Source organism: Okeania sp. SIO2C9 (genome assembly GCF_010672455.1).
GTDB lineage: Bacteria > Cyanobacteriota > Cyanobacteriia > Cyanobacteriales > Microcoleaceae > Okeania.
Map to the genome: position 1 here is coordinate 1 of NZ_JAAHGO010000012.1, position 22,611 is coordinate 22,611.

Annotated in this window: 21 protein-coding genes and 1 pseudogene; 10 read left to right on the top strand and 12 right to left on the bottom strand. The window is 36.2% G+C overall.

The genetic code is table 11. The features are described from left to right. The first annotated feature begins 525 nt into the window (after window positions 1-525). The 4 genes from F6K23_RS10660 (at window position 526) to F6K23_RS10670 (ending at window position 1,517) form a co-directional block, all read left to right on the top strand. Entirely contained in the window at window positions 526-714 is a 189-nt protein-coding gene (locus F6K23_RS10660) for an AAA family ATPase (protein WP_293154518.1), read from the top strand. A gap of 6 nt (window positions 715-720) precedes the next feature. Beyond that, window positions 721-888 carry a hypothetical protein gene (locus F6K23_RS10665; RefSeq protein ID WP_293154521.1) on the top strand — a complete coding sequence of 56 codons (168 nt, stop codon included), beginning with the start codon at window positions 721-723 and terminating at the stop codon, window positions 886-888. Window positions 889-934: 46 nt separating this feature from the next. Then, window positions 935-1,087, top strand: a complete 153-nt coding sequence (locus F6K23_RS41730; protein WP_367267694.1) for a DUF3226 domain-containing protein — start codon at window positions 935-937, stop codon at window positions 1,085-1,087. A 235-nt stretch (window positions 1,088-1,322) separates the two neighbouring features. After that, entirely contained in the window at window positions 1,323-1,517 is a 195-nt protein-coding gene (locus F6K23_RS10670) for a DUF3226 domain-containing protein (protein ID WP_367267695.1), read from the top strand. A gap of 368 nt (window positions 1,518-1,885) precedes the next feature. Here the strand turns inward: F6K23_RS10670 and F6K23_RS10675 are convergent, their stop codons facing one another. Beyond that, a complete protein-coding gene (locus tag F6K23_RS10675) occupies window positions 1,886-2,332 on the bottom strand; it encodes an NADAR family protein (RefSeq protein ID WP_293154526.1) in 447 nt (148 codons plus the stop codon). 428 nt (window positions 2,333-2,760) lie between these two features. Then, entirely contained in the window at window positions 2,761-4,398 is a 1,638-nt protein-coding gene (locus tag F6K23_RS10680) for a DUF655 domain-containing protein (RefSeq protein ID WP_293154529.1), read from the bottom strand. 311 nt (window positions 4,399-4,709) lie between these two features. On the opposite strand from F6K23_RS10680, the gene F6K23_RS10685 reads away from it, so the two are divergent. The 4 genes from F6K23_RS10685 (at window position 4,710) to F6K23_RS10700 (ending at window position 8,445) form a co-directional block, all read left to right on the top strand. Then, window positions 4,710-4,844: a hypothetical protein gene (locus tag F6K23_RS10685; protein WP_293154532.1), complete on the top strand. Its 135-nt coding sequence runs from the start codon at window positions 4,710-4,712 to the stop codon at window positions 4,842-4,844. After that, window positions 4,814-5,134 (top strand): hypothetical protein, encoded by a 321-nt coding sequence (locus F6K23_RS10690; RefSeq protein WP_293154535.1) that lies wholly within the window; start codon window positions 4,814-4,816, stop codon window positions 5,132-5,134. The genes F6K23_RS10685 and F6K23_RS10690 overlap by 31 nt, the downstream gene beginning before the upstream one ends. Window positions 5,135-5,596: 462 nt before the next feature. Further along, on the top strand, window positions 5,597-6,781 hold the full coding sequence (locus F6K23_RS10695; protein ID WP_293156102.1) for a cysteine desulfurase family protein: 1,185 nt from the start codon (window positions 5,597-5,599) through the stop codon (window positions 6,779-6,781). A gap of 818 nt (window positions 6,782-7,599) precedes the next feature. After that, on the top strand, window positions 7,600-8,445 hold the full coding sequence (locus F6K23_RS10700) for a prohibitin family protein (RefSeq protein WP_293154538.1): 846 nt from the start codon (window positions 7,600-7,602) through the stop codon (window positions 8,443-8,445). 347 nt (window positions 8,446-8,792) lie between these two features. On the opposite strand, the gene F6K23_RS10705 is transcribed toward F6K23_RS10700, so the two are convergent. Both F6K23_RS10705 and F6K23_RS10710 read right to left on the bottom strand, forming a co-directional pair. Continuing rightward, window positions 8,793-10,688 carry a serine/threonine-protein kinase gene (locus tag F6K23_RS10705; RefSeq protein WP_293154541.1) on the bottom strand — a complete coding sequence of 632 codons (1,896 nt, stop codon included), beginning with the start codon at window positions 10,686-10,688 and terminating at the stop codon, window positions 8,793-8,795. Between the two features lie 765 nt (window positions 10,689-11,453). Beyond that, complete coding sequence (locus F6K23_RS10710) at window positions 11,454-11,912, bottom strand: GatB/YqeY domain-containing protein (RefSeq protein WP_293154544.1); 459 nt, start codon at window positions 11,910-11,912, stop codon at window positions 11,454-11,456. A gap of 1,059 nt (window positions 11,913-12,971) precedes the next feature. Between F6K23_RS10710 and F6K23_RS10715 the strand changes: the two genes are divergently transcribed. Both F6K23_RS10715 and F6K23_RS10720 read left to right on the top strand, forming a co-directional pair. Continuing rightward, entirely contained in the window at window positions 12,972-13,964 is a 993-nt protein-coding gene (locus F6K23_RS10715) for a ribose-phosphate pyrophosphokinase (RefSeq protein ID WP_293061178.1), read from the top strand. An 818-nt stretch (window positions 13,965-14,782) separates the two neighbouring features. Then, window positions 14,783-16,564 (top strand): DUF262 domain-containing HNH endonuclease family protein, encoded by a 1,782-nt coding sequence (locus tag F6K23_RS10720; protein WP_293154547.1) that lies wholly within the window; start codon window positions 14,783-14,785, stop codon window positions 16,562-16,564. A gap of 344 nt (window positions 16,565-16,908) precedes the next feature. Here F6K23_RS10720 and F6K23_RS10725 read toward each other — a convergent pair whose 3' ends face one another. The 8 genes and pseudogenes from F6K23_RS10725 to F6K23_RS10760 form a co-directional block, all read right to left on the bottom strand. Then, entirely contained in the window at window positions 16,909-17,514 is a 606-nt protein-coding gene (locus F6K23_RS10725) for a hypothetical protein (RefSeq protein WP_293154550.1), read from the bottom strand. A gap of 316 nt (window positions 17,515-17,830) precedes the next feature. After that, the gene (locus tag F6K23_RS10730; protein ID WP_293154553.1) at window positions 17,831-18,883 is read right to left on the bottom strand and encodes an anthranilate phosphoribosyltransferase family protein; all 1,053 of its coding nucleotides are present in this window, start codon (window positions 18,881-18,883) and stop codon (window positions 17,831-17,833) included. 115 nt (window positions 18,884-18,998) lie between these two features. Beyond that, window positions 18,999-19,283: an RNA-guided endonuclease InsQ/TnpB family protein gene (locus F6K23_RS10735; RefSeq protein ID WP_375340754.1), complete on the bottom strand. Its 285-nt coding sequence runs from the start codon at window positions 19,281-19,283 to the stop codon at window positions 18,999-19,001. A 181-nt stretch (window positions 19,284-19,464) separates the two neighbouring features. Continuing rightward, entirely contained in the window at window positions 19,465-19,998 is a 534-nt protein-coding gene (locus tag F6K23_RS10740) for a transposase (RefSeq protein ID WP_293154556.1), read from the bottom strand. A gap of 107 nt (window positions 19,999-20,105) precedes the next feature. Continuing rightward, complete coding sequence (locus F6K23_RS10745; RefSeq protein WP_367267696.1) at window positions 20,106-20,786, bottom strand: RNA-guided endonuclease InsQ/TnpB family protein; 681 nt, start codon at window positions 20,784-20,786, stop codon at window positions 20,106-20,108. A gap of 19 nt (window positions 20,787-20,805) precedes the next feature. Then, a complete protein-coding gene (locus F6K23_RS10750) occupies window positions 20,806-21,315 on the bottom strand; it encodes a hypothetical protein (RefSeq protein WP_293154559.1) in 510 nt (169 codons plus the stop codon). Window positions 21,316-21,417: 102 nt separating this feature from the next. Beyond that, window positions 21,418-21,513, bottom strand: a pseudogene (locus F6K23_RS10755) (helix-turn-helix domain-containing protein); the annotation flags it as partial. An 87-nt stretch (window positions 21,514-21,600) separates the two neighbouring features. Next, a complete protein-coding gene (locus F6K23_RS10760) occupies window positions 21,601-22,572 on the bottom strand; it encodes a LysR family transcriptional regulator (RefSeq protein WP_293156108.1) in 972 nt (323 codons plus the stop codon). Window positions 22,573-22,611 lie beyond the last annotated feature (39 nt).

Genomic DNA, 22,611 nt, shown 5'->3' on the forward strand with positions numbered 1-22,611 from the left:
TTAAAAGTTAAAAGTTAGATTTTATCGCCTCAAAATTTTAACGCTACATTCAACAATTAATAATGAATAATGAATAATGAATAATTACCTCTCCATGAATTGAAGAGGATTGACAAATTCATGAAAATTTTTTTCACAGGAGTCGATGGTCGGACAGCTCCTTTGACCTCGCCATCCCATCCTAGGTCATGCTGCGCAAACGACCGCTTATTATCCCCTTAAAAGGGCAGGCGCATACCCACAATTTTTCGGTAATTTATGGAAGTCAAAGGTAAAATAATAATAATTTACATTAAAATAGCTAAAATTAGTAAAAAAATAATTAACTAGTGCTAATTATTTAATAGTTGAAGTCCCCCAAGTATAGCATTCTTTTTGGGAATTGGTATAAGATAAGTAGTGTAGCCTCAATTGATGAAATTGGTGTAATTGAGATTTACCTATTCTCAAACAAAAAGTTGAAAATTGACTATCGTCTTAAAATTAATTTTTTTATTTTCAAATATATATAAACAGGAAATAAATATGTTGAAATCGTTAACTATAAATAATTTTCGTTGTTTCCAATCTTTTGAACTTCAACAACTTGGCAGAGTTAATTTGTTGGTGGGAATGAATAATAGTGGGAAAACTTCAATTTTAGAAGCTATTCAACTTTTATATTGCTCGTACCAACCCGAACAATTTCAGAAAATGATGTTTTATCGAGGATAATTTTTATTGAAAGAACGCTCTAAACAGCTAGATATTCGTCACCTTTTATATGGGCGTGAAATTTCAGTAGGAAGCGAATTTTCTATAGTAGGAAATAATGATAAATATCAGGAAAATCTAATTGCTTCAATACAAGTAGATTCATCGAATAAATTGGATGAAAAAAAAGCTTGATTCGATGATTCATAATTTTCCTGAAAATTTACCATAAACAGGTCTAATTCATAGGACTCATTCTGATATTAAATTTGGAGTTTGGGTGATGCCAGAGAATAAAATGTCTGGAATGTTAGAAACATTTCTGACTTACATAATTCCTGATGAAAAAGAACTACTTTGGAATTATGCACAAACAGCATTTATACCAATTTGATAAATGTTTGCTACAAATAGTTAGGCTATTTCTTAGGAGTCAGGAGTCAGGAGTCAGGAGTCATAATTAATAGTTTCAATAGCAGTTTTGAGCTAATAAATTCTATTTTTCTCTTGGTGCGCTACCAGGTGCGACTGGCGTCGTCGCGGGGTCGCACCGCTTTGTCAAAGGAATACCTCCTGCATTTGTCTTTTTCTCATGCTTATTATTCGTAACATTCTTTTTTCAAAATGGTATTAAAGAAGCTAAAAATAAAGGTGTGCCATTTATAGAAAATCATACTGATCAAGCTAATATTCATACATGGTTAGCTTGGCAAAATCCTCCTGGTCGTCAATTACATAATGCTGTGATAGAAAGAATATTAAATCCCAAACATCCCCAAGCTCAAATATTTATTAACTGGTTTAAAACATTATATGACTTGTAAAATTTATTAAATTTAATTTTAACTATGGCAATCATTGTCGAATTTGTAAAAAATCCCAAAATAGATAAACAGTCTCAAAATTTTACTTTTGTTAGCTCTCTCCTTTTTTCAGGATATTTTCTACAAAACTCAAATATGACTCCCATATCAAAATTATGAGTTATACAAATTGAAGTTATCTATAAAATTATTTATAGTCATTCTGAATAAGACTGGAACACTTTTTTAGCTGAAACTCTTTCAAGGTAAGAAACCCTTGTCTCAATCTTAACTGGAATGACTATATAAGTTATATAACTCTCAAGATAGGAGCGATCGTCTGACGAAATTGAAAAAATCCTATACCAGTTAACTGTTTAATTTATCTGTTAATTATTAATTGTTGAACTCAACATATCTCGTACTGCCATTAAAATTTTACCTAATTTATTTTTCCCACTACCATCTTTTCTCTGACCCCAATATAAATCAACGGGAGATCTATAAACAATTTCTTCATTCCCAGTAGACAGTAATATTTTCCGAATCTCAGAATGAGTAGCAAATTTGTTGAATACTGCCTTTTGCATAATATCATATTTTACCTGTTCCCAATCTGAACGTAATGGACGTTTGCGATCGCCTCCCAGATTTGCTGCTTCCCCTGGTGTTGCTGCTAAACGAATTTCATCAGCATCAGGCATACCTGGAAATTTTTGAGCTTGAAAATAATGTTCGCTCGTAGCCCACCAATAACCGTCTAATTCAAAACCATGGGCAGAACAATTGGAAAAACAACCGTATCTGCTGAGAGTGCTATAAAACGAAATTGCCATAATATCAATTTAATAAATGTTTGCTACAAATAGCTAGGATATTTTTTAGGAGTCAGGAGTCAGGAGGAATTAGAAAGATTTATTCGTTACATCTTAATTTGTGATTTATTCGTACAATAAAAAAATGATAAATTCCATAAATTCTAAAAATTCAACTTTTTTCCCTCTTTTTTATTATGTTTTTCTTTCCCAGTTAAGTGTTCCCTAGGGTAATAAAACTTTGTACCTCCAAGACTCGAAAACTGCTGTAAGTTTTTTCAGACTTTTAAACCTTCTTCCTTCTTAACTTACCGAAAAATTGTGGTTTAAAGCCTCTCATTTTAAGGGGATAATAAAGAAAAATTTTTTTTTGAGTCAATTCTATCAGTTTGAAAGGAGAGGTAATTGTTAATTATTAATTATTAATTATTAATTATTAATTGTTGAACTTACCAGGTGACTCGATCGCTTAACTTATCTAATATTTTAGGTCCAATTCCAGGCACCCGGTCTAGGTCAGCTAAAGATGTAAAAGGTTTATTTTGTCTAGCTTGAATAATCCGCTCTGCTAATTTTGGTCCAACACCAGGTATTGTTTCCAATTCTTTAGCAGTAGCTGTATTGAGATTAATTTTAGTATTAGTATCTATTGTCGGATTTTGAGTTTCTGTTAATAGATCGCCACATTCTTTTTCTTGTTTCTCTACTTTTTTAATCAACCAGGATGGTATACCCAGAGTCGCTGTTTGATAAAGTCTTTGAAATTCACGGTCAAAATGAGCTGCTACTGTAGAATTTTCAATGATCAATACAGTTTCATCATTATTTTTATTAGCTGCTTCAGTCCAATTGTGAGAACCAGTTATGACAATCGAATTATCAATAATTCCGAATTTGTGATGCAGGCGATCGCCAGGGGGTAAATTTGGTACTCCTACTGTAAAAATTGGTTTTTCCCAAGTCCGATTATCTGCTTCATATTTACATTTATTAGCCAAGGCAATTCCCATCATATCTAACCCTTCACTATAATAACGATAAGCAAAACTCGGATCGATTAAACCTTGAATTAATACTCCTTTTTGAGATTGATTTTCTAGGGTATTAACTAATTGTTGTGATGAAAATACAAAGAGGGATAAATCAATAGATTTTTGTGCTAATTCTAATGTTTGATTAATTAAACCATTGGTACTTTGCTGCCAAGATTTAGTATTAGAAACAGGAGAAAACTTTACTGCCACTTTCGTATCTCCAATAAATATTTGTCTGACAGGTCTAAATGGTTTTTGCACGCCAAATTTACTATCTTGTTTTCCAGCAGGTCCGTCTCCCCATAAGAGATTAAATTCCTCTGTGAATAATCCAGCTAATTCAGAATTTTCTATTTTTAAAAGATTATTAGCATTTCCTCTACTCATAGATTCTGAAAAATCTCCATGAATACCACTATTAGTAAAATTAGCTGAAGTAACAATAGTAGTTTGACCATCCACAACGAGAAATTTGTGGTGCATAAGGCCACTACCCCTAGAACCATCAGCAGTATCATCAATCAAGGGAACCCCTGCATTAGTTAACATGACAAGAGCATCACTGCTATTAATTTCATCTTGACTAAGATAACCATCCATGTTAATGTCAGTTACTTGAAAAAATTCTTTGTAGCGTTCGTGTTCCCGTTCAGATAGTTGAGTTACTTCAAATTCAGTTAGGCTCCCCCAAGAACGATTGTAGGTGTTTTCAATAATTACTCGTACCTTTATCCCTGCTTGATAACGTTCGACCAAAGCTTGAGCAATACCAGGTAAACGTAACTCTTGAACCGCCACATCTACACTAGAAGTAGCATTAGCAATAGTATCAATAATTATTTCCTCAAGATTATCTCCTAATCTGGTTTGCTGGCGAGCAGACTCAGTATAGGTTGAAGCTTGGGACTGATTAAAGTAAGCTTCAATTAAGGGGTCTTGTGGTAACTGGGGAAGATGAGGAACTAACTGCTGATTTGTATTCTGACAAGCAGTGAGACTCAGAACCAGTAGTAAAATATAACCAAAGCGCAGTTGAGTAGAAAAAAATAACACTTCAAGTAAGGTTGTAGGTTATAGGTGAAAAAGCTTACCGCTGGAGAAGGTCTTAGGTTGTAGGTGAAAAAGCTTACCGTGCCACCTAAAACTTCATACCTAATCCTTATTCAAGGAGTGGCCTGAATTTTAAATATTTCTATTACTTCTATTTTCATTTTAGAATAGATTGATTTGAATATTGTGTCATAATGGCCGATCATGTTAAATTTGAAGTGGAATATAACGCTACTAAAGTGTAATAAGTAGTTTGTGGATTTTTCAATTAGGTCTGGAAAAAAATATTTAACGATGACCAAAACTTAGAGAACTTGGTAACAACTAACTTTGCTGTTTTATGCCGAAAAGAAAAAGGACTTTTCCGTGTGGCCATAAGGGATATGGGAGAAAATGCCATCGTTGTGAACAACAGGAGATGGCACAGCAAAGAGTTGATGAAAAAATAGCGGAAAAGCGAGAAAAAAAGTTAGAATGGGAAGCTTCTTTCGATGGTGATTTGATAGACTTGAGAGGTTTACCAGATTATGTAGTGGTTAAAGCCAGGACAATTATTTCTGCGTTAAACGATAATCAAAGCTATCGAGAATTTGGAGGTAAACGGCTCCGTCATAATCGTTTTATAGTAAGTATACCTGTTACCCGCAACTATAGAATGATTTGTCAAGATTATGGGAGTTTTGTCATACCACAAAAAGTTATGTCACATGAAGATTATAATGTTTGTAAACCTAAGTAGCTATTCAATAATTATTAATTATTAATTATTAATTATTAATTATTAATTACCTCTCTTTGAGAGGATTGACGAGACAGGAAAATTTTTTCTTCTCTTGGTCTCATAGATATGGCTCCGAGACCTAGCCATGCGACCCTTAGGGAAGCTACGCTAACGACCGCTTTTTTTCCTTTAAAGGAGAGGCTTTAAACCTTAATTATTCGGTAACTTTTTAGAATTTAACTATTATAAAGTATAGAACTATCTGATTTACAACAGCCACATTAAAAAGAATTCAGGCACATAGCAGTCCTATTAGAATTGTGTAGAAAATATCTGGGAATTTACAGAGTCTATATATCAGGTAATTTTGCCCGCCCACTTAAACAATTTTTATCTACTTTTTTGCTCTTTAATTTCAAAACTTCTGTGACAATATTTTGATTATATTGTAGAAGTTAATGATAAAAACGGATAGACATGATGCAAATTTATCTAGACTATAGTGCCACAACACCAACAAGGCCAGAAGCGATCGCTGTTATGCAACAAGCTTTTACCCAACAGTGGGGTAACCCATCTAGCTTACATACATGGGGCCAGAGATCGGCAACATTAGTCGAGAGGGCAAGAATAAAAGTGGCTAATCTGATCGATGCAGTGCCAGAGTCAATTATTTTTACTTCTGGGGGGACTGAAGCTGATAATATGGCAATCATGGGTGTAGCACATTGCTATGAAAAACCCCAGCATATAATTATCTCTAGTGTAGAACATTCTGCGATTTCACAACCAGCAAGAATGTTAGAAAATTGGGGTTGGCAAGTGACAAGATTACCTGTCAATAGACAAGCAAGAGTAGATCCGGAAAAACTACAAGCGGCATTACAACCAAATACAGTTTTAGTATCAATAATTTATGGTCAAAGTGAAGTTGGTACTCTCCAACCTATTGAGGAATTAGGTAATATTTGTCGTTCTCATGGGGTTTTATTTCATACTGATGCCGTTCAGGTGGCAGGACGTTTACCAATAAATGTACAAAAACTGCCAGTAGATTTATTATCTTTATCAAGTCATAAAATTTATGGTCCTCAAGGTGCAGGTGCGCTTTATATCAGAGAGGGTGTAGAGCTAGTACCAATATTGACTGGTGGTGGCCAGGAGTTGAAATTACGTTCTGGTACTCAGGCCGTAGCAGCGATCGCTGGTTTTGGAGTGGCAGCAGAATTGGCTAATGAGGAAATGACCACAGAAAGATTAAGGTTAATAAGATTGCGCGATCGCTTATTTGAACATATGGCACAAACTCCTGATGTAATTTCTACTGGGGATCGATGGCACAGACTACCTCACCATGTTAGTTTCTGCATTGTTCCCCCGGAAGTTGAAATAGGGGAAACGGAAGATAAAATTACAGGTAAAACTTTGGTGCGACAATTAAACCTGGCTGGAATTGGTATTAGTGCTGGTTCAGCTTGTCATAGTGGAAAAGTAACTCCAAGTCCAATATTACTCGCAATGGGGTATACAGAAGAAGCTGCTATTAGAGGTATTCGTTTGACATTGGGACGAGAAACAACGGAAGCAGATATTGATTGGACAGCAATGGTACTGAAACAAATTTTGGCAAGACTAATGCCTAGAAAACTTGCTATTGTGAATTAAAAATAAATATAGCATTTCAGGAGTCAGGAGTCAGGAGTCAGAAGTCAGGAGGAAAGAAGAAAGACAAGGAGAGGAAAGTTTTTTATCGCTAATTAAACGGACATGATATGAAGTATAAATGACAAATAATTTTGTCTTATACCAATTTGATAAATGTTTGTGACAAATTGTAGGGACGTTGCATAAGGGCGTCCCTACGAAAGAAGGAAGAGGGAAGAAGGAAGAAGGGAAAAATTTTGAAAAAAAGGGAAAAACGATAGAAATAACTATCTAAAATGAACTGGAGCAGCTATTTTTAAGCATATTCGATCAATATCTATCTTTTTGTAGCATTCTTTTTTTTAATTGGTATTACTCTCTATCTTTAGGCAAGGAATTAAGAATTGTATATTGTTATCACTTTCTTAAAAGTAAAAGTAGTACAAATTTAAACTATATTAATTATTCCCAATATGATTTGTTCAATGGTAGTATTTAGTTTTTCATAACTTTTGTTATTTTGAAACTTAGTATTAATGTTCAAAAATACTATTACTTAAGATCGAGTACATTAGTCAAAAAAGTAGTAATTATCTTTTTCTTTTTGAGTTTAATACCGCGTCGTCTACAGGGTGTTTACAATTCGTTAGGTTTTGAGTCCCCACTCACTTTTTCCTCCTTCCTTTTTCCTCCTTTCTTCTTCCTTTTTCCTTCTTCCTTCTTCCTTATTAAACAAGTCTAAAAATATTATATAATTTGAATGATAATTTTCAATTTGAACTAAGATTAGCAAAGAAAATATACCAATAAGTCATAATCTGAGAATTCGGAGAAAAAAATTGAAAAATCAACAACAAAGTTTACAAACAGTAATATTAGCAACCGTATCATCATTAGTATTGCTAATTGGCTTCAATTCCTTTGTCATTATTAATCCTGGTCAAGCTGGTGTTATTAGTATTTTAGGTAAAGCTAGAGATGGCGCTCTCTTAGAAGGTATTCACTTTAAACCCCCCTTGATTTCTCAGGTTGATATCTATGATGTGACTGTACAAAAATTTGAAGTTCCAGCCCAAAGTTCTACAAAAGATTTACAACAATTATCAGCAAGTTTTGCCATTAACTTTCGCTTAGACCCTATGTTAGTAGTAAAAATCAGAAGAGAACAAGGAACTCTACAAAATTTAGTTGCTAAAGTAATTGCACCACAAACTCAAGAATCTTTTAAAATTGCTGCAGCTAGAAGAACTGTTGAAGAAGCTATTACTCAAAGGGAAGAATTGAAAGCAGACTTTGATAATGCTTTAGGTTCTCGTTTAGATAAATATGGCATTCTTGTGTTAGATACTAGCGTAATTGATTTAACATTTTCTCCTGAATTTGCTAAAGCAGTTGAAGAGAAGCAAATTGCTGAACAAAAAGCACAACGAGCAGTGTATGTTGCTGCAGAAGCAGAACAAGAAGCTCAGGCATACATTAACCGTGCAAAGGGTAAAGCAGAGGCTCAAAAACTATTAGCTGAAACACTAAAAGCACAAGGTGGTGAGTTGGTTTTACAAAAAGAAGCGATCGAAGCTTGGAAAGCAGGTGGTTCTCAAATGCCTAAAGTTTTAATTCTGGGAAATGACAAATCTCAAAGAGCTCCTTTTATTTTCAATCTTGATAATTTGGATGAAAATCAATAAATTCTTTTGAAGAAGGAAGAAGGAAGAAGGAAGAAGGAAGAAGGAAGAAGGAAGAAGGCAGAAGGCAGAAGGAAGAAGGCAGAAGGCAGAAGGGAAAATTGCATGGGGTATAGTCTTCGACAGGCCACTTTTTTTATCATTTTCTTTATGGGTTTAATACCCCACAGTCTACACGGTGTTCGCGCATTACTTGGGGGAGCGAATCCCCATGTAATTTCTCTCCTGTCTCCTGTCTCCTGTCTCCTGTCTCCTGTCTCCTTCTTCAAGGGGGTTTGAATCCCCCATTACACACCCTGAAAATGCTGACTGCTGAAGTGCTGATAGCTGACTGCTACTTCAAATGACAACTATTCAACTAAAATTTGAGAATCAGATGAAGTTTTTTCTGCTGGAGTTGGTGACGGTGTTATCTCTGTTTCTGGAATCACAATTTGCTTTTTAGAAGGTTTATCAAGCTCTTCAAGTGGGGTTGAAATGGGGAATGATTTTTTGATCTCCTTCTTGGAAGGTTTATTGAGCTGTAGGTCAGAAGGTGATTCAGTTGCTTCCGGTTCTTGTGTGGGTGCAGGTGACTCAGTTTCTTCCGGTTCAGAGCTAGGAATAACTTTAGGTATAGGGTTAACTAAATTAATATCTAGCTTGTAGTCAGTACCAGGTAAACCAGGTAAGGGAATGAGAGTTATTTTGTAGTCGCCATCATTGGGTAGAGTTCCTTTCCAAATAGATACTTTCTCAGAAATTCCATCTACTGGTTCACCATCTACTGCTGCTAAACTCATTAATACTCCTTCTCCTGTAACTAATAAATTCAAATTTTGCCCAAGACTCCCAGAAATTATATAGTCAATACTTTCATTTCCTTTTAAGCGACCTTCAATAGATATAGGTTCTCCTGGGGATATATTCAGACGTTCTTGTGAAGTAATTGATGGAGATGGAATTATCACAGGAGCAGGAGTCTCCGGAATAGGAGTAGCACTAGGTAGTGGTGTGATTGGTATTTCTGGTGTTGCAGATGGTATAGGAACAACAGGTAATGGTGATGGCAAAGTAGGTGATGGTGTTGATGTCGTTGTTGGAGATGGGGATGAAGTGGGTATTGGTGATGATGGAGGAGAGGGGAGGGTTGGTACTGGTATCGGATTCATTTTTGTTGGTTGCTGAAGTTGAGGTTCTTGTTGTCTGCGTTTGAGGAAAAAATTAACTGCACTCCAAGATGCTACACCAGATAAAACAACTAATACCGCTACTAATGCAGTTGCAACCCACTGGCGATCATCAAAAAAGCTATGGTTGTTATTGGGGTTAGGGTTTTGATTTGGAGTTGCTCCTACTGTTGGTTGTTGGGAAGGTGAAGGATTATTTTGTTGCTGGTTAATGGTAGGTAATTGCTGAGATTTGATATGGGGTAATGTTTCTAAAGCTTGCTCTACTTCAGCAACAGACTGGTAGCGATCGCCTGGTTTATGACTTAACATTCTATCGATCATCTCAGCTAACCCTGGACTAACTGGTACCCACCGTTGCCAATTCCAAGTTAATGTGGTTTGGTCGATTAATTGTTGAGGTTCTTTTCCCGTCAATAGTACAACTACTGTAACTGCCAAAGCATACATATCGCTATTTGCTGTTGCTCTTCCCAGTTGAATTTGTTCCCAGGGAGCGTAGCCAAATTTTCCTACATTTGTCAAGGGTGCTGCTAAGTGGGAAGATTGAACTTTTGTTGCGAGTTCTTTAACTACTCCAAAGTCTATCAATACTGGCATTTGATCGCTTTCTCGCCTAATAATATTGTCGGGGGATATATCTCGGTGAATGATACCAAAACTGTGAATATGAGCTAAGACGGGTAAAATTTGTTGTAAAAAAGTTAGTACTTCTGCTTCTGAGAACAAACTATCTGTTATCTGACGCTCTTGCAATATGCTGCGATAGGTTTTGCCTTCGATATAATCTTGTAAAAGGAATAAACGTTGATTTTCTTCAAAAGTGGCTCGAAATTTGGGAACTTGGGGATGTTGAATTTGATAAAGAATAGCTGCTTCACGAGAAAATAGTTCTTGAGATTTAGTTACTGCATAGGTATTTGTCTGTAGAGGAATAAATTCTTTGAGAGCACAACGCTCGTTAAAGCGACCTGTATCTTCTGCTAGGTAGGTACGTCCAAACCCACCTTGACCGAGAATATTAATCAAGCGATAGCGGTTTTGTAAAATAGTTCCTACAGGAATTGGTGGTTGCATAATAATAAATTTAATTTAATAGGGAACAGGGAATAGATCATATTATTTATCAAAAATTTTTATACATTTTCTTGAATGGGGGAGTATTAAAGATAATAATTAACACAAACCAACCAATAATTATCAAAAAAATGATTAAATCTGTAAAAATATTTAACAACTGAAGTGTTGCCTAAATATAGCATAAATTTTGGTAATTCGTATAATTGAAATGTGTTTTAGTGTAATATTTTTTGTATAAATAAACTGACCGATTCAGTCCTAATTATATTAGCTTACAATAGTTATAATATCTGTTAAGCTCGATCGTAGGTAATTGAAAATAGCTCAGACAGTTTTAAAGAATAACTGAATTATTATTAATAAATTAAAAGTGCTAATACTTGTGAGAAATGAGTCATCAATTTCATTACTATTTTAGCTGTTGATGGCAGAGTTTAATTTTAGAGAAAGAATGAAGATATTGCCTAAAATCATACACCTTTCTCATGTTGTTAAGGCCATTAAAAATATCAAGATTTATGACCTTAACTATCCTATTTAGGTAAGCTTAATTTGTAAGCATTTTCTGTGGAATGCTGCGCAAACAGCTATTAGCTGTCAGTTCTTAGCAATAAGGATGGAATATAGACTTTAACAACTTTGGTAGTAAGTATAAATTCTGCCTCGATTAGTAAAGCTTTTATATAAAACTAAAAGCAATAGCTGTTTGCGTAGCATCCCGTAGGGAAGTGCTGATAGCTGAAGGCTGAATGCTTAACTTAATTATGAATTAAGCCTAGCCTTAACTGCCTCCTGTACTTTCTTTCCATCGGCCTTACCCTTCAACTTTTGCATGGCCGGACCCATCACTTTACCCATATCTTTCGGAGAATTCGCCCCTACCTGAGCAATAATTTCATCAACAACCTGAGCAATATCCTCATCAGATAATTGTTTTGGTAGATATTCTTCAAGAATGGCCAATTCTGCTGCCTCTCCATCTGCTAGTTCCTGACGACCTGCTTTAGTATATTGCTCTATGGAATCCCGGCGTTGTTTAGCCAATCTTGTTAATATATCCATTTCTTGAGTCTCTGTCAGAGAATCCTTTCCTGCTGCCCTAGCGTTGGCTTCCTCTTCTAGAATTACTTTTTTAATGCTACGAACTGTTTCCAGACGAACCTTATCTTTGGCCTTCATCGCCGCTTTAATATCTTCTGTAATTCTGTCCTTTAAACTCATAATCTCACTCCAGATACCAATTGACTCTAAAAGTTATTTTACAAGCTATTTACAGCAGTTATTGAGTTGATGAGGTACAAAGTTATATCATGTCCGGTTGAACAGTGATAAATAAATAACGACGGAGTCCTCAGGAGTCAGGAGTCAGGAGTCAGGAGGAAAGAGGGAAGGAAGAAGAAGAACTGGAGTTGAAGGAGAAAGTTTTTTATCACTAATTATCCGGACATGATATTATTTGAACTTTGACTTTTGACTTAAAAAGTTAGTGTCTACGAAAATAATAGAATTTACTTACAGCGGTTTTCATTTCAGTAAACCACAGTAGGGGCGAATGGCATTTGCGCTCCGCAAAGCTCCGAATTGCACCCTTATAGGTTTTTGGTTATGACGATGTGGTTTATCAATCTGAAAAGGGCTGTATAGTAATAGACAGGTAAGTTAGAACTTAATAAATAGGGCTTGCTGGTTAAATATCAAAGCATTGACTGATATTGGTTTTAGGCAAATTATGTCTAGAAATTGTATGAGCTTTTGAGAAGCTCAAGTTAAAAAAGTGAGGATTTTCGGGTAGCTATAGCCGAAAAATCACTCTTACTATTGTTTTGGCCACTGACTCTGTAATTCCCATTTATTCTACGTCCTAACTACTACCTACCCCAGCAAAAAGACTTTCCATCAGCAAACCCTAAATAATAATAACGCTCTTTAGAGAGGGAAATATTTTTCCTACTTTTCCCTATTCCCTATTCTCTATTCTCTGCTACAAGATATTTTACGTTTTTCAAAGATTTCTTTAATTTTCTTACTACAGCAATAGCCAGAGTGGTTAGGACTTATGCTGATGATTAACCTCAGACTAGGCAATGTTTTTGCCACTGTTCCCTATTCCCTGTTACCTGTTCCCTGCTATAAATATTAAATATTCATCTGGTTAATCTAGCAAATATTCTTGAGTTTTACTAAAAAAAAATAATATTTCTGTCGATAAAAATACGGAAGAATATTTTGGGTTTGAGATGATAAGATCGCAATGAAGACAAGGTGCTGCGAGGGCTTGCTGTGATCCGTGCTACTTTACCAATTCAGGCTCCTGTGCCTGCCACTACTAACGATCATAATAGATTGAGGCTTTTCTCTGGCTCTGCTAACGTTCCTTTAGCTACGGAAGTAGCTAGATATCTGGGTTTAGATTTAGGCCCAATGGTGCGTAAAAGGTTTGCAGATGGAGAGCTATATGTTCAAATTCAGGAATCAATTCGAGGCTGTGATGTTTATCTAATTCAGCCTAGTTGTCGTCCAGTTAATGACAACTTGATGGAAATGTTAATCATGGTAGATGCTTGTCGTCGTGCTTCTGCCAGACAAGTGACTGCAGTTATTCCTTACTATGGTTATGCTAGAGCAGACCGTAAAACTGCTGGTCGAGAATCAATTACTGCCAAATTAGTGGCCAATCTGATGACTGAGGCAGGTGCTAATCGTATTTTAGCAATGGATTTGCATTCTGCCCAGATTCAGGGTTATTTTGATATTCCGTTCGATCATGTTTACGGTTTACCGGTAATTTTAGATTACTTAGTAAGTAAGAATTTATCTGATATTGTTGTTGTTTCTCCTGATGTGGGTGGGGTGGCGAGAGCTAGAGCTTTTGCGAAAAAGTTAAACGATGCCCCATTAGCAATTATTGATAAGCGTCGCCAAGCTCACAATGTGGCAGAAGTGTTAAATGTCATTGGTGATGTGAAGGGAAAAACTGCTGTGTTGGTAGATGACATGATTGATACGGGTGGTACCATTTCTGAAGGGGGACGACTTTTGCGCGAAAAAGGGGCGCGACAAGTTTATGCTTGTGCTACTCATGCAGTATTTTCACCACCAGCAGTTGAGCGTCTTTCTAGTGGGGTATTTGAAGAGGTTATTGTTACTAACACTATCCCATTCTTGGAGGAACATAGTTTTCCTCAGTTGACTGTTCTTTCGGTGGCAAATTTATTGGGTGAGACTATTTGGCGCATTCACGAGGATACTTCAGTTAGTAGTATGTTTCGCTAAAATTTGTTGCTGTGATATGCTAGCTCACGCTTTCTTCGCTATTTTTGGGAGGGGAGAATTGTGAAAATTTAATCTTCACGAAAAATTAATAGAAAGAAAATTTTTGTGAAATCGATCGGGAGCTGGATATTTGGAAAATTAGTTCTTCTTTACTTTCGAGGGTTAGACCCACAAGGGTCTACCTACTTCGGTCAATTATGAGAAAGAAAATTTCATATTTTTTGCTTATAGCAGAAGGAAGAAGGCTTTAGTTATCTAGGAGAGAAGGAAGAAGGAAAAAAAAGGAAAAATCTGACTTTGTCTTAGTTTTAAGCTTTTGACCTGTCCTAAGCTTTGCTTCCATTGCTATAACAGTAGGGTCTATTCTCGAAACTCTGTTGTTATTATTTAAAATATTTTTTTTCTAGTTATATTAAGTCCGTACAAATCGCATTTCTCAACTTAAGGTAGAAGTGGGTTTAAGCTATTAGATATTATCTTTTATTTTGCGGGTTTAATACCCCATCGTCAACGGGGGTGCTTAAAATTGTTTGGGGTTATAAGACATCCGCGTGCCGCGTAGAAGACAATTAGACCTTCTGTCTTCTGTCTTCTTTAACGCAAAATTATTGTCGAGGGATGGCGAGGAAACCAGCGCCATATCCATGAGACCAAGAGAAGAAAAAAAATCCTTTTAGCCAATCCTATTCTTTATAAGAAGAGGTAATAATTAATAATTAATAATTAATAATTAATTATTAATTGTTGAAGATGTACCTTACGCTTAGAAAATGCTATATTACTTCTTTCTTCCTGATTAAAACTATTGAGGTTATTATATGGCAACTATCGAATCTCAAGACATGACTCTAGAAAAGTTATTTAATGAATTTTATGTCATTCCTGATTATCAGCGCGAATATGTTTGGGAGGAAAAAGAAGTAAATGAATTTATTCAAGATATATATGAAGAATTTTCTGAGCAAAATCAAAACTCCTATTCTGAGTATTTTATTGGCAGTATAATTGTTTGTAGTCGTGGGGATAATTTGTATGAAGTAATTGATGGGCAGCAACGGATGACTACTGCTTATTTAGTTCTTTGTGCAATTCGAGATTATCTATTAACTATTAATTCAAATGAACGTATTGAAGCATTAAAAAATAAGATTACTTCTCTATATACAGATGACTGGGGTAATGACCAGTTTAAACATAGGGTAGAACTGCAATATGAAGAAAGTAGGGGAATACTAGAAAGTATTGCTATGCAAACAGATTTAGACCAAGTATCTCCTACTCGCTCTGTTAAACATATTCAAAATGCTTATGCTGAAATTAGAAAGTTTCTTTCTCTTAAATTTGAATTAGATGAAGTTGCTATTTCTTATATCAAAAAATTTTATGCCTATTTTCTCAAAAATGTTAAATTAATTCGCGTAAAAACAGCTAGTGTTGCTCATGCTTTGAAAATATATTCAACTTTAAATCATCGTGGTTTACCCCTAGATGATATGGATTTACTCAAGAATTTGATTTTTGCTAAAGCTAAACAAACAGACTATGAAAAAATTAAAGTAAAATGGAAAAAAATGATAGATTTACTCTATCATTCTCAGGAAAGACCGATGCGTTTTTTGCGTTATTTTATTTTGGCAAGATATGCAGAGGATGGAAATTATATTGCAGAAAAAGAAGTCTATGATTGGTTCCTCAAAAATGAATCTATATGTGGATATAATACTGAACCTATTTTATTTGTGAATGATTTATTAGCCTCGGCAGAAGCTTATGTCGCATTTTTGTCAGGTAATAATCTCGATGGAACAGTAAATCGTTATTTGGCAAATATTCGCTGTCTCAGCGTTAATGTTAGGCAACATTTAATCTTGCTTTTAGCTGCCTATAAATTGCCTCAATATTGTTTTCTTGAATTATGTCGGCAGGTAGAAAATTTATTATTTGTGGCAATGTTGACTAGCGATCGCAATCAAAAGGCGTTCGATGGCATGATTCTTAAGTGGGCTAGTGAATTACGTCAAACCACATCAAGATCAGAATTTAATCAATTTATTGCTAGTCAAATTTTTTCTAGCAAGCAGGTAGTGGCAGATAAATTTGAGAAAGCATTTCATAAACTTAATAAGTCATCATTTCAGCCTTATCAAATTAAATATATCTTAGCCAAACTAACACAATACATAGATGAAGCTGCTTGGGGTAGTGGGGGAGGAATTGATGATTTAAGCAATTATCTTTTGAAATTAGATGTAGAACAAATTTTACCAGAATATCCTACTCAAAAAGTAATTTTATCTTTCGATAAACCTCGTGAAATAGAAAGTTATAGTAAACTTTTAGGTAATCTGACTTTGTTAGAAAGTTCGATTAAATCTGCTATTACTAATGTGAGTTTTACGGGAAAAAAATTAGGCTATACTAAGTCAAGATTTCTGTTGACTAGAACTATTGCTGAAAAAATTTCTGTTGGGAATAACACAACTATTGACTTAGCGGTAAAAGATTTAAAGACCTTTATTAAATGGGATTCCCACGCCATTGAAACTCGACAAGAAATATTGACTCAATTAGCTAAAAAAGTTTGGGATATTCCTGAGTAGTTTTATTTCTTGAGAGTTGGGAGTAGGGGAGTAGGGGAGTAGGGGAGTAGGGACGTTGCATGCAACGTCTAAGAGCGAGAAGTAAACATGAGAATAATTAATTCTATAGCAATCAGGAATCAGATGTGAGAATTGAGATGTTTCTTTAAAGGATAGAATATAGCAGTTATCTTACTCTTATGTATTCGTTTTTTTCTTCTTCTCTGTTGTCTGTTGTCTGTTGTCTGTTGGCTGTTGGCTGTTGGCTGTTGCCTGTTACCTAAAAATCTTCAATATCTCACAACTAAAATCATATTGCTATAGATATAACTTATGGAAAGGGATTTAGCGAATTCCCGAACTTCCTACTTAACAACAAAAGAATCCAAAAAAGCTTTAGCCTCTGGAAAGTCTAAATTTCCATCTTCAGCAACTACTTGTAAACTATATAATGTTGGTCCGCTAGGGTCGATAAATATTCTTAAAAGTAATCTCAAGTTAGGTTTTACTTTTGACTGTAAAATTATTTCTCTACCTGGAAATCCTTGATAGCTAATCTTCTTTTCACTAATTATTATCGAGTTAGAATTGATTGCTGCTCCATCTCGCGCTCCATCTAATCCTTTTTCAACATTATATTGACTAGGATCGACTGGATATTTGATGCTAGAGACAGAAAAAAATCGTTGTTTTTCTGGATATTGGTAGAAAACTAATAAGGCATTAAGTTTTCCCAAAGAAGTATCAACAGATAAGTTTTCTTCTTCTGGTTGACCAGGAAAAAAAACTGTATAAGTATCATCTTTAGCTGTGTAATTATACCAGTTATTAGCAAGATAAATAATATTAGTATCTGTAAATTCTGATGAATGTTTTAGTAGTGGGTATATAACTGCTATTGCATATAAATTTGATGTAAAAGATAGAATTGTAACTATACTATAAAATATAACAATTAAGGATGATTTCATAATATTAAGCTTAACTGTTTTATATCATTTTCCCCCTCCGGGGGAGCTACGAATTGCGGACGGGTCAGTTATATATAGAATTTAAGGACTGACAGTACTGACAGTACCAAAGAGATACTGAAATTATCAATACTATTCTCCTTTATCAAAATAATATGGGTCGCGCAACCCCGCCTTTTAAGGCGATCGGGTTTTTGGAGCGGAGCTCAAACTCCCGTTACAAAAATAACTTCTGAGTTCTGAGTTCTGACTTTGTTAATTCCTATGCATTTCTCCTTTCTTCCCTCCTGAGTTCTGAGTTCTCAGTTGTGAGTTCTCAGTTGTGAACTTTAGCTTGAATTTCTCTCAACTTTTCCCCTACTTCACCACTACTTAATAAACTTTCCGCCTTAGACAAACCTTCGCAAATATCAGAGCAAACTCCACAACGCCATAAATAAAAACCTCCATTCCAAATAGCTGCTGACATTAACTGACTCACCTTACCCTGCAAAACTTCTTGCATTTGCTGTACTAACTCCGCAGTTGAGCCTAATGAAACCTCCTTTCCTCCACAACCATAGTCACTCGGATGCAAAAAGAGACGTTCAAATGTGGCAGAGTTGTCAGATGGCATCGATACCCCAATAATAGCTGTCCGGTCGCGAGGTAAGTCACAACTTCCTTCTAACCCCTTGACTGTTGTATAATTTTTCACACCCTGTAATTCCAATGCTCCTCGAAACATACCTTCTGTAGGAGGATGAACATATCCCGCGGCCAGATGAACTTCCCCTACAAAGGGAACCCAAATTAATTCCATCGTTGCTAGAGGCGGTCGTTTGCCAATATCTCGACGATATTCTACTAAAGCATCTGCTTGGGGAAAATGTGTCGGTAGATAAACAAAACCTAAACCAGTCTGCTCAAATACTTGTTGTATCTGTGCCAGCGATAGTTTCTCCCATTCAACACCTAACCCTTGCCAAATATCAATAAAAGGTACTCCTTCTTTTGTAGGCATCCTCGCTCCACCGTGCATCACAACAAATACTCCTGCTGTTGCCAAAATTAAAGCTGTGAGTGGGGTGACTGGTGCAGTACGCGATCGCCCATCATAAGGACAACCTAACACTGTCACTACACCCATCGATGGTTGGCTTTGCAATTTTGGCCCCAACTCATAATAACTATCTAACATTCCTGCCAACTCATCTCCAGTCGGGCGTTTAATGCGTTGAGCAATTAAAAAAGCACCGATCTGGACTGGTTTTGCTTCTTTCAACAACATCATCCGCATTGCTGCTGCTGCCTCTTGGCGGGTTAAATTTTTCCCTGTATGGGGGCCACTGCCAATGGTTTTGATTAATTCTCGAAAGCGATCGCTCATTTAATTTATCTGCTCCATAAAACTTATATAAAACGTTATATAGCCACATTTTAATGTTTACTTCCTGCTTTGCTGACGCAACGCTGCGCGAACAACTGAGGCCGTCGGCGGTTACTCATCCACAAGCATTCACGGTCAAGCCGACCGCATCTCTTAAATTAATTGAGGCATTCCAGTCTCGGTCTATTGATATACCACATTCTGGGCAGTCATAAGTTCTGACATTCAAAGGCATATCCTGTACATGACCACAATTAGAGCAAGTTTTTGATGATGGAAAAAATCTGTCTACTACTACTAATTCACAGCCGTACCATTGACACTTGTATTCTAGCTGTCTTCTAAATTCATAAAATCCTTGGTCGGCTATTGACTTAGCTAGCTTATGGTTGGCTAACATTCCACTCACATTTAACTTCCCTGGCGGGAAGTCCCGCGCTCTCCCGCACCTTTAGCGTCGTATGGTCAAGCCAGGGCCAAGATTCGGATACCTTCATAAGCTAAACGTTCATATGCCCTTGACAAGCTAGGTACATTTTGTTATGGTAAGGTCCAACACAGGGGGAGGACATCACCTCTGTCTAAACAGCGGTCAGGGTTTCCCAGACTGAAGAATCCCGCGTTGTCCCGTAAGGGCAACGTCGGGAGTATGTCAAATCCTCAATGACTACAGTGCCGTGGTTCTTGGCTAAGTATGTTGTTAGTTTGTTGAGTGCATCTTTGCGGATGTTAGCTACTCGTCCATGCTGTCTGGCTAGTCTAATTACAGCTTTGTACCAGTTGTTTGAGTGTTTAACTTTTCTACTAAGTTGTCGTTGTAACTTAGCTAGTTTCTTTTGCGCTTTATGGTAAGGTTTAATACTGGAAAAAACCTTGCCATTGCTTAGAGTAGCTAAGGTTTTTACCCCTAAATCTACACCTATAACATCAGTTTTTTTTGGTTTTGTGTTTGGATGAAACTCAAAACCTAAACTAAGATACCACTCACCTGACTGTCTACTAATAGTATTTTTTTTAGTTGTTGCCTCTATAGGTTCATAAGTTTTGACAATACCAATAAAAGGTAATTTGTGACTCCATCCGTTTAATTCTATTGGTTTTCCACTGGTTTTCAATTGTGTTTGCGTAGCATTCCGTAGGAAAGGCATCATGTTTACCTTTCTTCTTAAATCTAGGATGTTTACCTATACCGTACGAAAAAAACTGTAGAAAATTGCAGTTGTTAAATTCTTGATATTGGATTAACCAATATAGGCTGTACGGCACAGCTCACTATTCCCTCGGCAGTAAAGCACTCTGGGAATTTCTTTCTGATAATTTGAAGACTACCATTGATATCCGCATTAATCACTTTACCAGTTCCACTTCTAAACAAACCACGTTTGACTCGTTTTCCCACATAATTTTCATGGCTTAAGGGCAATTCTAGGTCAAGTGCAGAAGTTTTACTCGTGTAACTTTCTTCCGTTTCAATGACTTTAATCCCAGCTAATTGACATTTATAAGTTATCTGTTGAATTAGCTTTGAGTGGGGTATTTGGGTAAAGTTTTGATTGTTTTTTTTACATAAGTTTGCACCTTGTTTCCAGTTATCATTTTGGCCGATGACTACAATACCAATTCTGTTAGTGACTAAATAATTCACCACTAATTTACTGGTGTTATGCAGATAATTCTCGACAAAACGATTTCGGTTGTAGGTTAACGCTTCAATCTTACGGCTAGTTTTTTTCTGGCTTTTGAGAACACTTTGGTACTTGGCTTTTCGCTTGTTATATAATTGATTGACACTTTTTAGCGGCTTCCCATTAATCAGCAGTGGTTTGACACCAGGCTTATTTGTAGATAGAGCTACCTTACGGTCAATCCCTAAGTCAATCCCAGCTACATATGTTGAGTGTATTTGTGGCTGAAGAGTTTTTTCACGCCACTACTTCAATTATATAGCAGGCAGTAGCAGGTACTATCCTCACTTCGATGACAGTATCCACAACTACAGGTATTTTGATTTCACTCATGGATAAGTGACAAATACCATCTAAAAGAGGGGCTTTATAGACTGATTCTTTGGAATATATAACTACATTCCTACCTTGAGTTTTATTTTTATACTTTGGTATTTTGGGTTTACCTAAAAACTTCCCTGGATGTTTTGACCATTCTTTGATTGCCTGAAAATAACCACGCCAAGTGGCAACCAAGCATTTGATTATTTGTTTTGATACCTTGGTTGGTAAGGCTCTGTAAGCATCACTCTCTTTGGTTGCATGGTATAGTTTGGTTAAATCCAGACTATGACCAGTACAGAAAAAATGCTGACGACAGTAATAATTAGCCAAATTATACAAGTTTTTTGACTTAAAGGCTAACTCATCACACACTCGCCAAAAGTTATGTGTTCGGTTAATAATATGTCTGTCAACAAGTCGCATTCATGCAGAATTATTTCATTTTTTTAGTTACCTGTTTAATATTAACACACATTTGTTACAAATACCAACTATTTTATACAATTTTCATTCAACAGTTAATCACCCCCAGTTATAACACCATCTGCTATAACCTGCGTGTTGAGCCAAGAGCGTTTTCTGTTTGTTATTAAGTTTGAGCTTGGTTCTGATGGATTTCATGTATGCGTATTGGCAGTCTGTCTAATAAATAGGGCTCTTTTTTAAGTTACTATATCGTTATTCTTTGATTAAGTCAATGCTCTCTGGTTAATTAGCTATTTGTTTTGTTGTTGTGGTTGTTTGATTAATTTGCTGTGGAATTAATTCTTTTACTAGCTCCCAGAAATATTCTATTGGAGGAATTTGTATCCGGTCGCTAGTTGTCACCACCACCACCTCACGACTCCAAACAGAATCTTTTATTGATGATACCTTAGAAGTAGTCGGAGTTACTCCTATTGTTTTTATGGCAAGGGTGGGGTCGAGTTTAACATCTATTAAAGCTGAATGAGGTAACAGAGCAATTAAATTTCCTTGTCGTACTACTCCTCGGAAAGCATCAAGGGTATTTAGTTCTAATGCTGCATTGAGTTTTGCTCCTAGTCGCTCGAATTGCTCTTTAACTAATCTTTGCATTCCGTAGCCATCTTTGAAGACTACTTGAGGATACCGAATAAGTTCGCTCCAGGGAATTTGCTCATATTTTGTGAGGGGATGGTTAGCTGCCATTAATACTTCTATCGGTTCAGTGTAGAGAACATCTACTAACATTTCTGGACTGGCAGTAAATAAGCGGTTATTCATTACTATTGCTATATCTACTAGACCGTCTTTGAGAACCTTCAAGGTGCGATCGCTTCCTAGAGCAGTTACTCGCAATTTTACTTCTGGGTAGTGGCGACAAAATCTTTGCAAAACTGGGGGGAGGTAAGCAGCACAAACAGAGTGAATAGCTGCAACACAAAGTTCTGGTTGTTTTCCGGCAAGCATTTCTGCTATTTCTTGGGTAGCAGTTTCCCAAGCTTGACAAATTTTCTTAGCGTAAGGCCATAAACATTCTCCTGCTAGGGTGAGTTTGGCTTGACTGCTACGGTGGAATAGGGGAGTACCCACTTCATTTTCTAAAGCTTGAACTTGTCGGCTAACTGTTGATTGAGTGACGTTACATATTCGCCCTGCTTGTTGAAAGCTACCCGTTTCTGCAACACAAAGAAATGCCTGCAACTGCTCTAAGCGCATAGAATTTTGATTCAACTATTATTTACCAATCTTCTACTA

What these genes read in the sequence shown, in the direction of transcription:
- F6K23_RS10660 (WP_293154518.1), top strand. Translation starts at nt 526, where the DNA reads ATGTTGAAATCGTTAACTATAAATAATTTTCGTTGTTTCCAATCTTTT.
- F6K23_RS10675 (WP_293154526.1), bottom strand. Translation starts at nt 2,332, where the DNA reads ATGGCAATTTCGTTTTATAGCACTCTCAGCAGATACGGTTGTTTTTCC.
- F6K23_RS10690 (WP_293154535.1), top strand. Translation starts at nt 4,814, where the DNA reads ATGGCACAGCAAAGAGTTGATGAAAAAATAGCGGAAAAGCGAGAAAAA.
- F6K23_RS10695 (WP_293156102.1), top strand. Translation starts at nt 5,597, where the DNA reads ATGCAAATTTATCTAGACTATAGTGCCACAACACCAACAAGGCCAGAA.
- F6K23_RS10705 (WP_293154541.1), bottom strand. Translation starts at nt 10,688, where the DNA reads ATGCAACCACCAATTCCTGTAGGAACTATTTTACAAAACCGCTATCGC.
- F6K23_RS10710 (WP_293154544.1), bottom strand. Translation starts at nt 11,912, where the DNA reads ATGAGTTTAAAGGACAGAATTACAGAAGATATTAAAGCGGCGATGAAG.
- F6K23_RS10720 (WP_293154547.1), top strand. Translation starts at nt 14,783, where the DNA reads ATGGCAACTATCGAATCTCAAGACATGACTCTAGAAAAGTTATTTAAT.
- F6K23_RS10725 (WP_293154550.1), bottom strand. Translation starts at nt 17,514, where the DNA reads ATGAAATCATCCTTAATTGTTATATTTTATAGTATAGTTACAATTCTA.
- F6K23_RS10730 (WP_293154553.1), bottom strand. Translation starts at nt 18,883, where the DNA reads ATGAGCGATCGCTTTCGAGAATTAATCAAAACCATTGGCAGTGGCCCC.
- F6K23_RS10735 (WP_375340754.1), bottom strand. Translation starts at nt 19,283, where the DNA reads ATGTTAGCCAACCATAAGCTAGCTAAGTCAATAGCCGACCAAGGATTT.
- F6K23_RS10750 (WP_293154559.1), bottom strand. Translation starts at nt 21,315, where the DNA reads ATGCGACTTGTTGACAGACATATTATTAACCGAACACATAACTTTTGG.
- F6K23_RS10760 (WP_293156108.1), bottom strand. Translation starts at nt 22,572, where the DNA reads ATGCGCTTAGAGCAGTTGCAGGCATTTCTTTGTGTTGCAGAAACGGGT.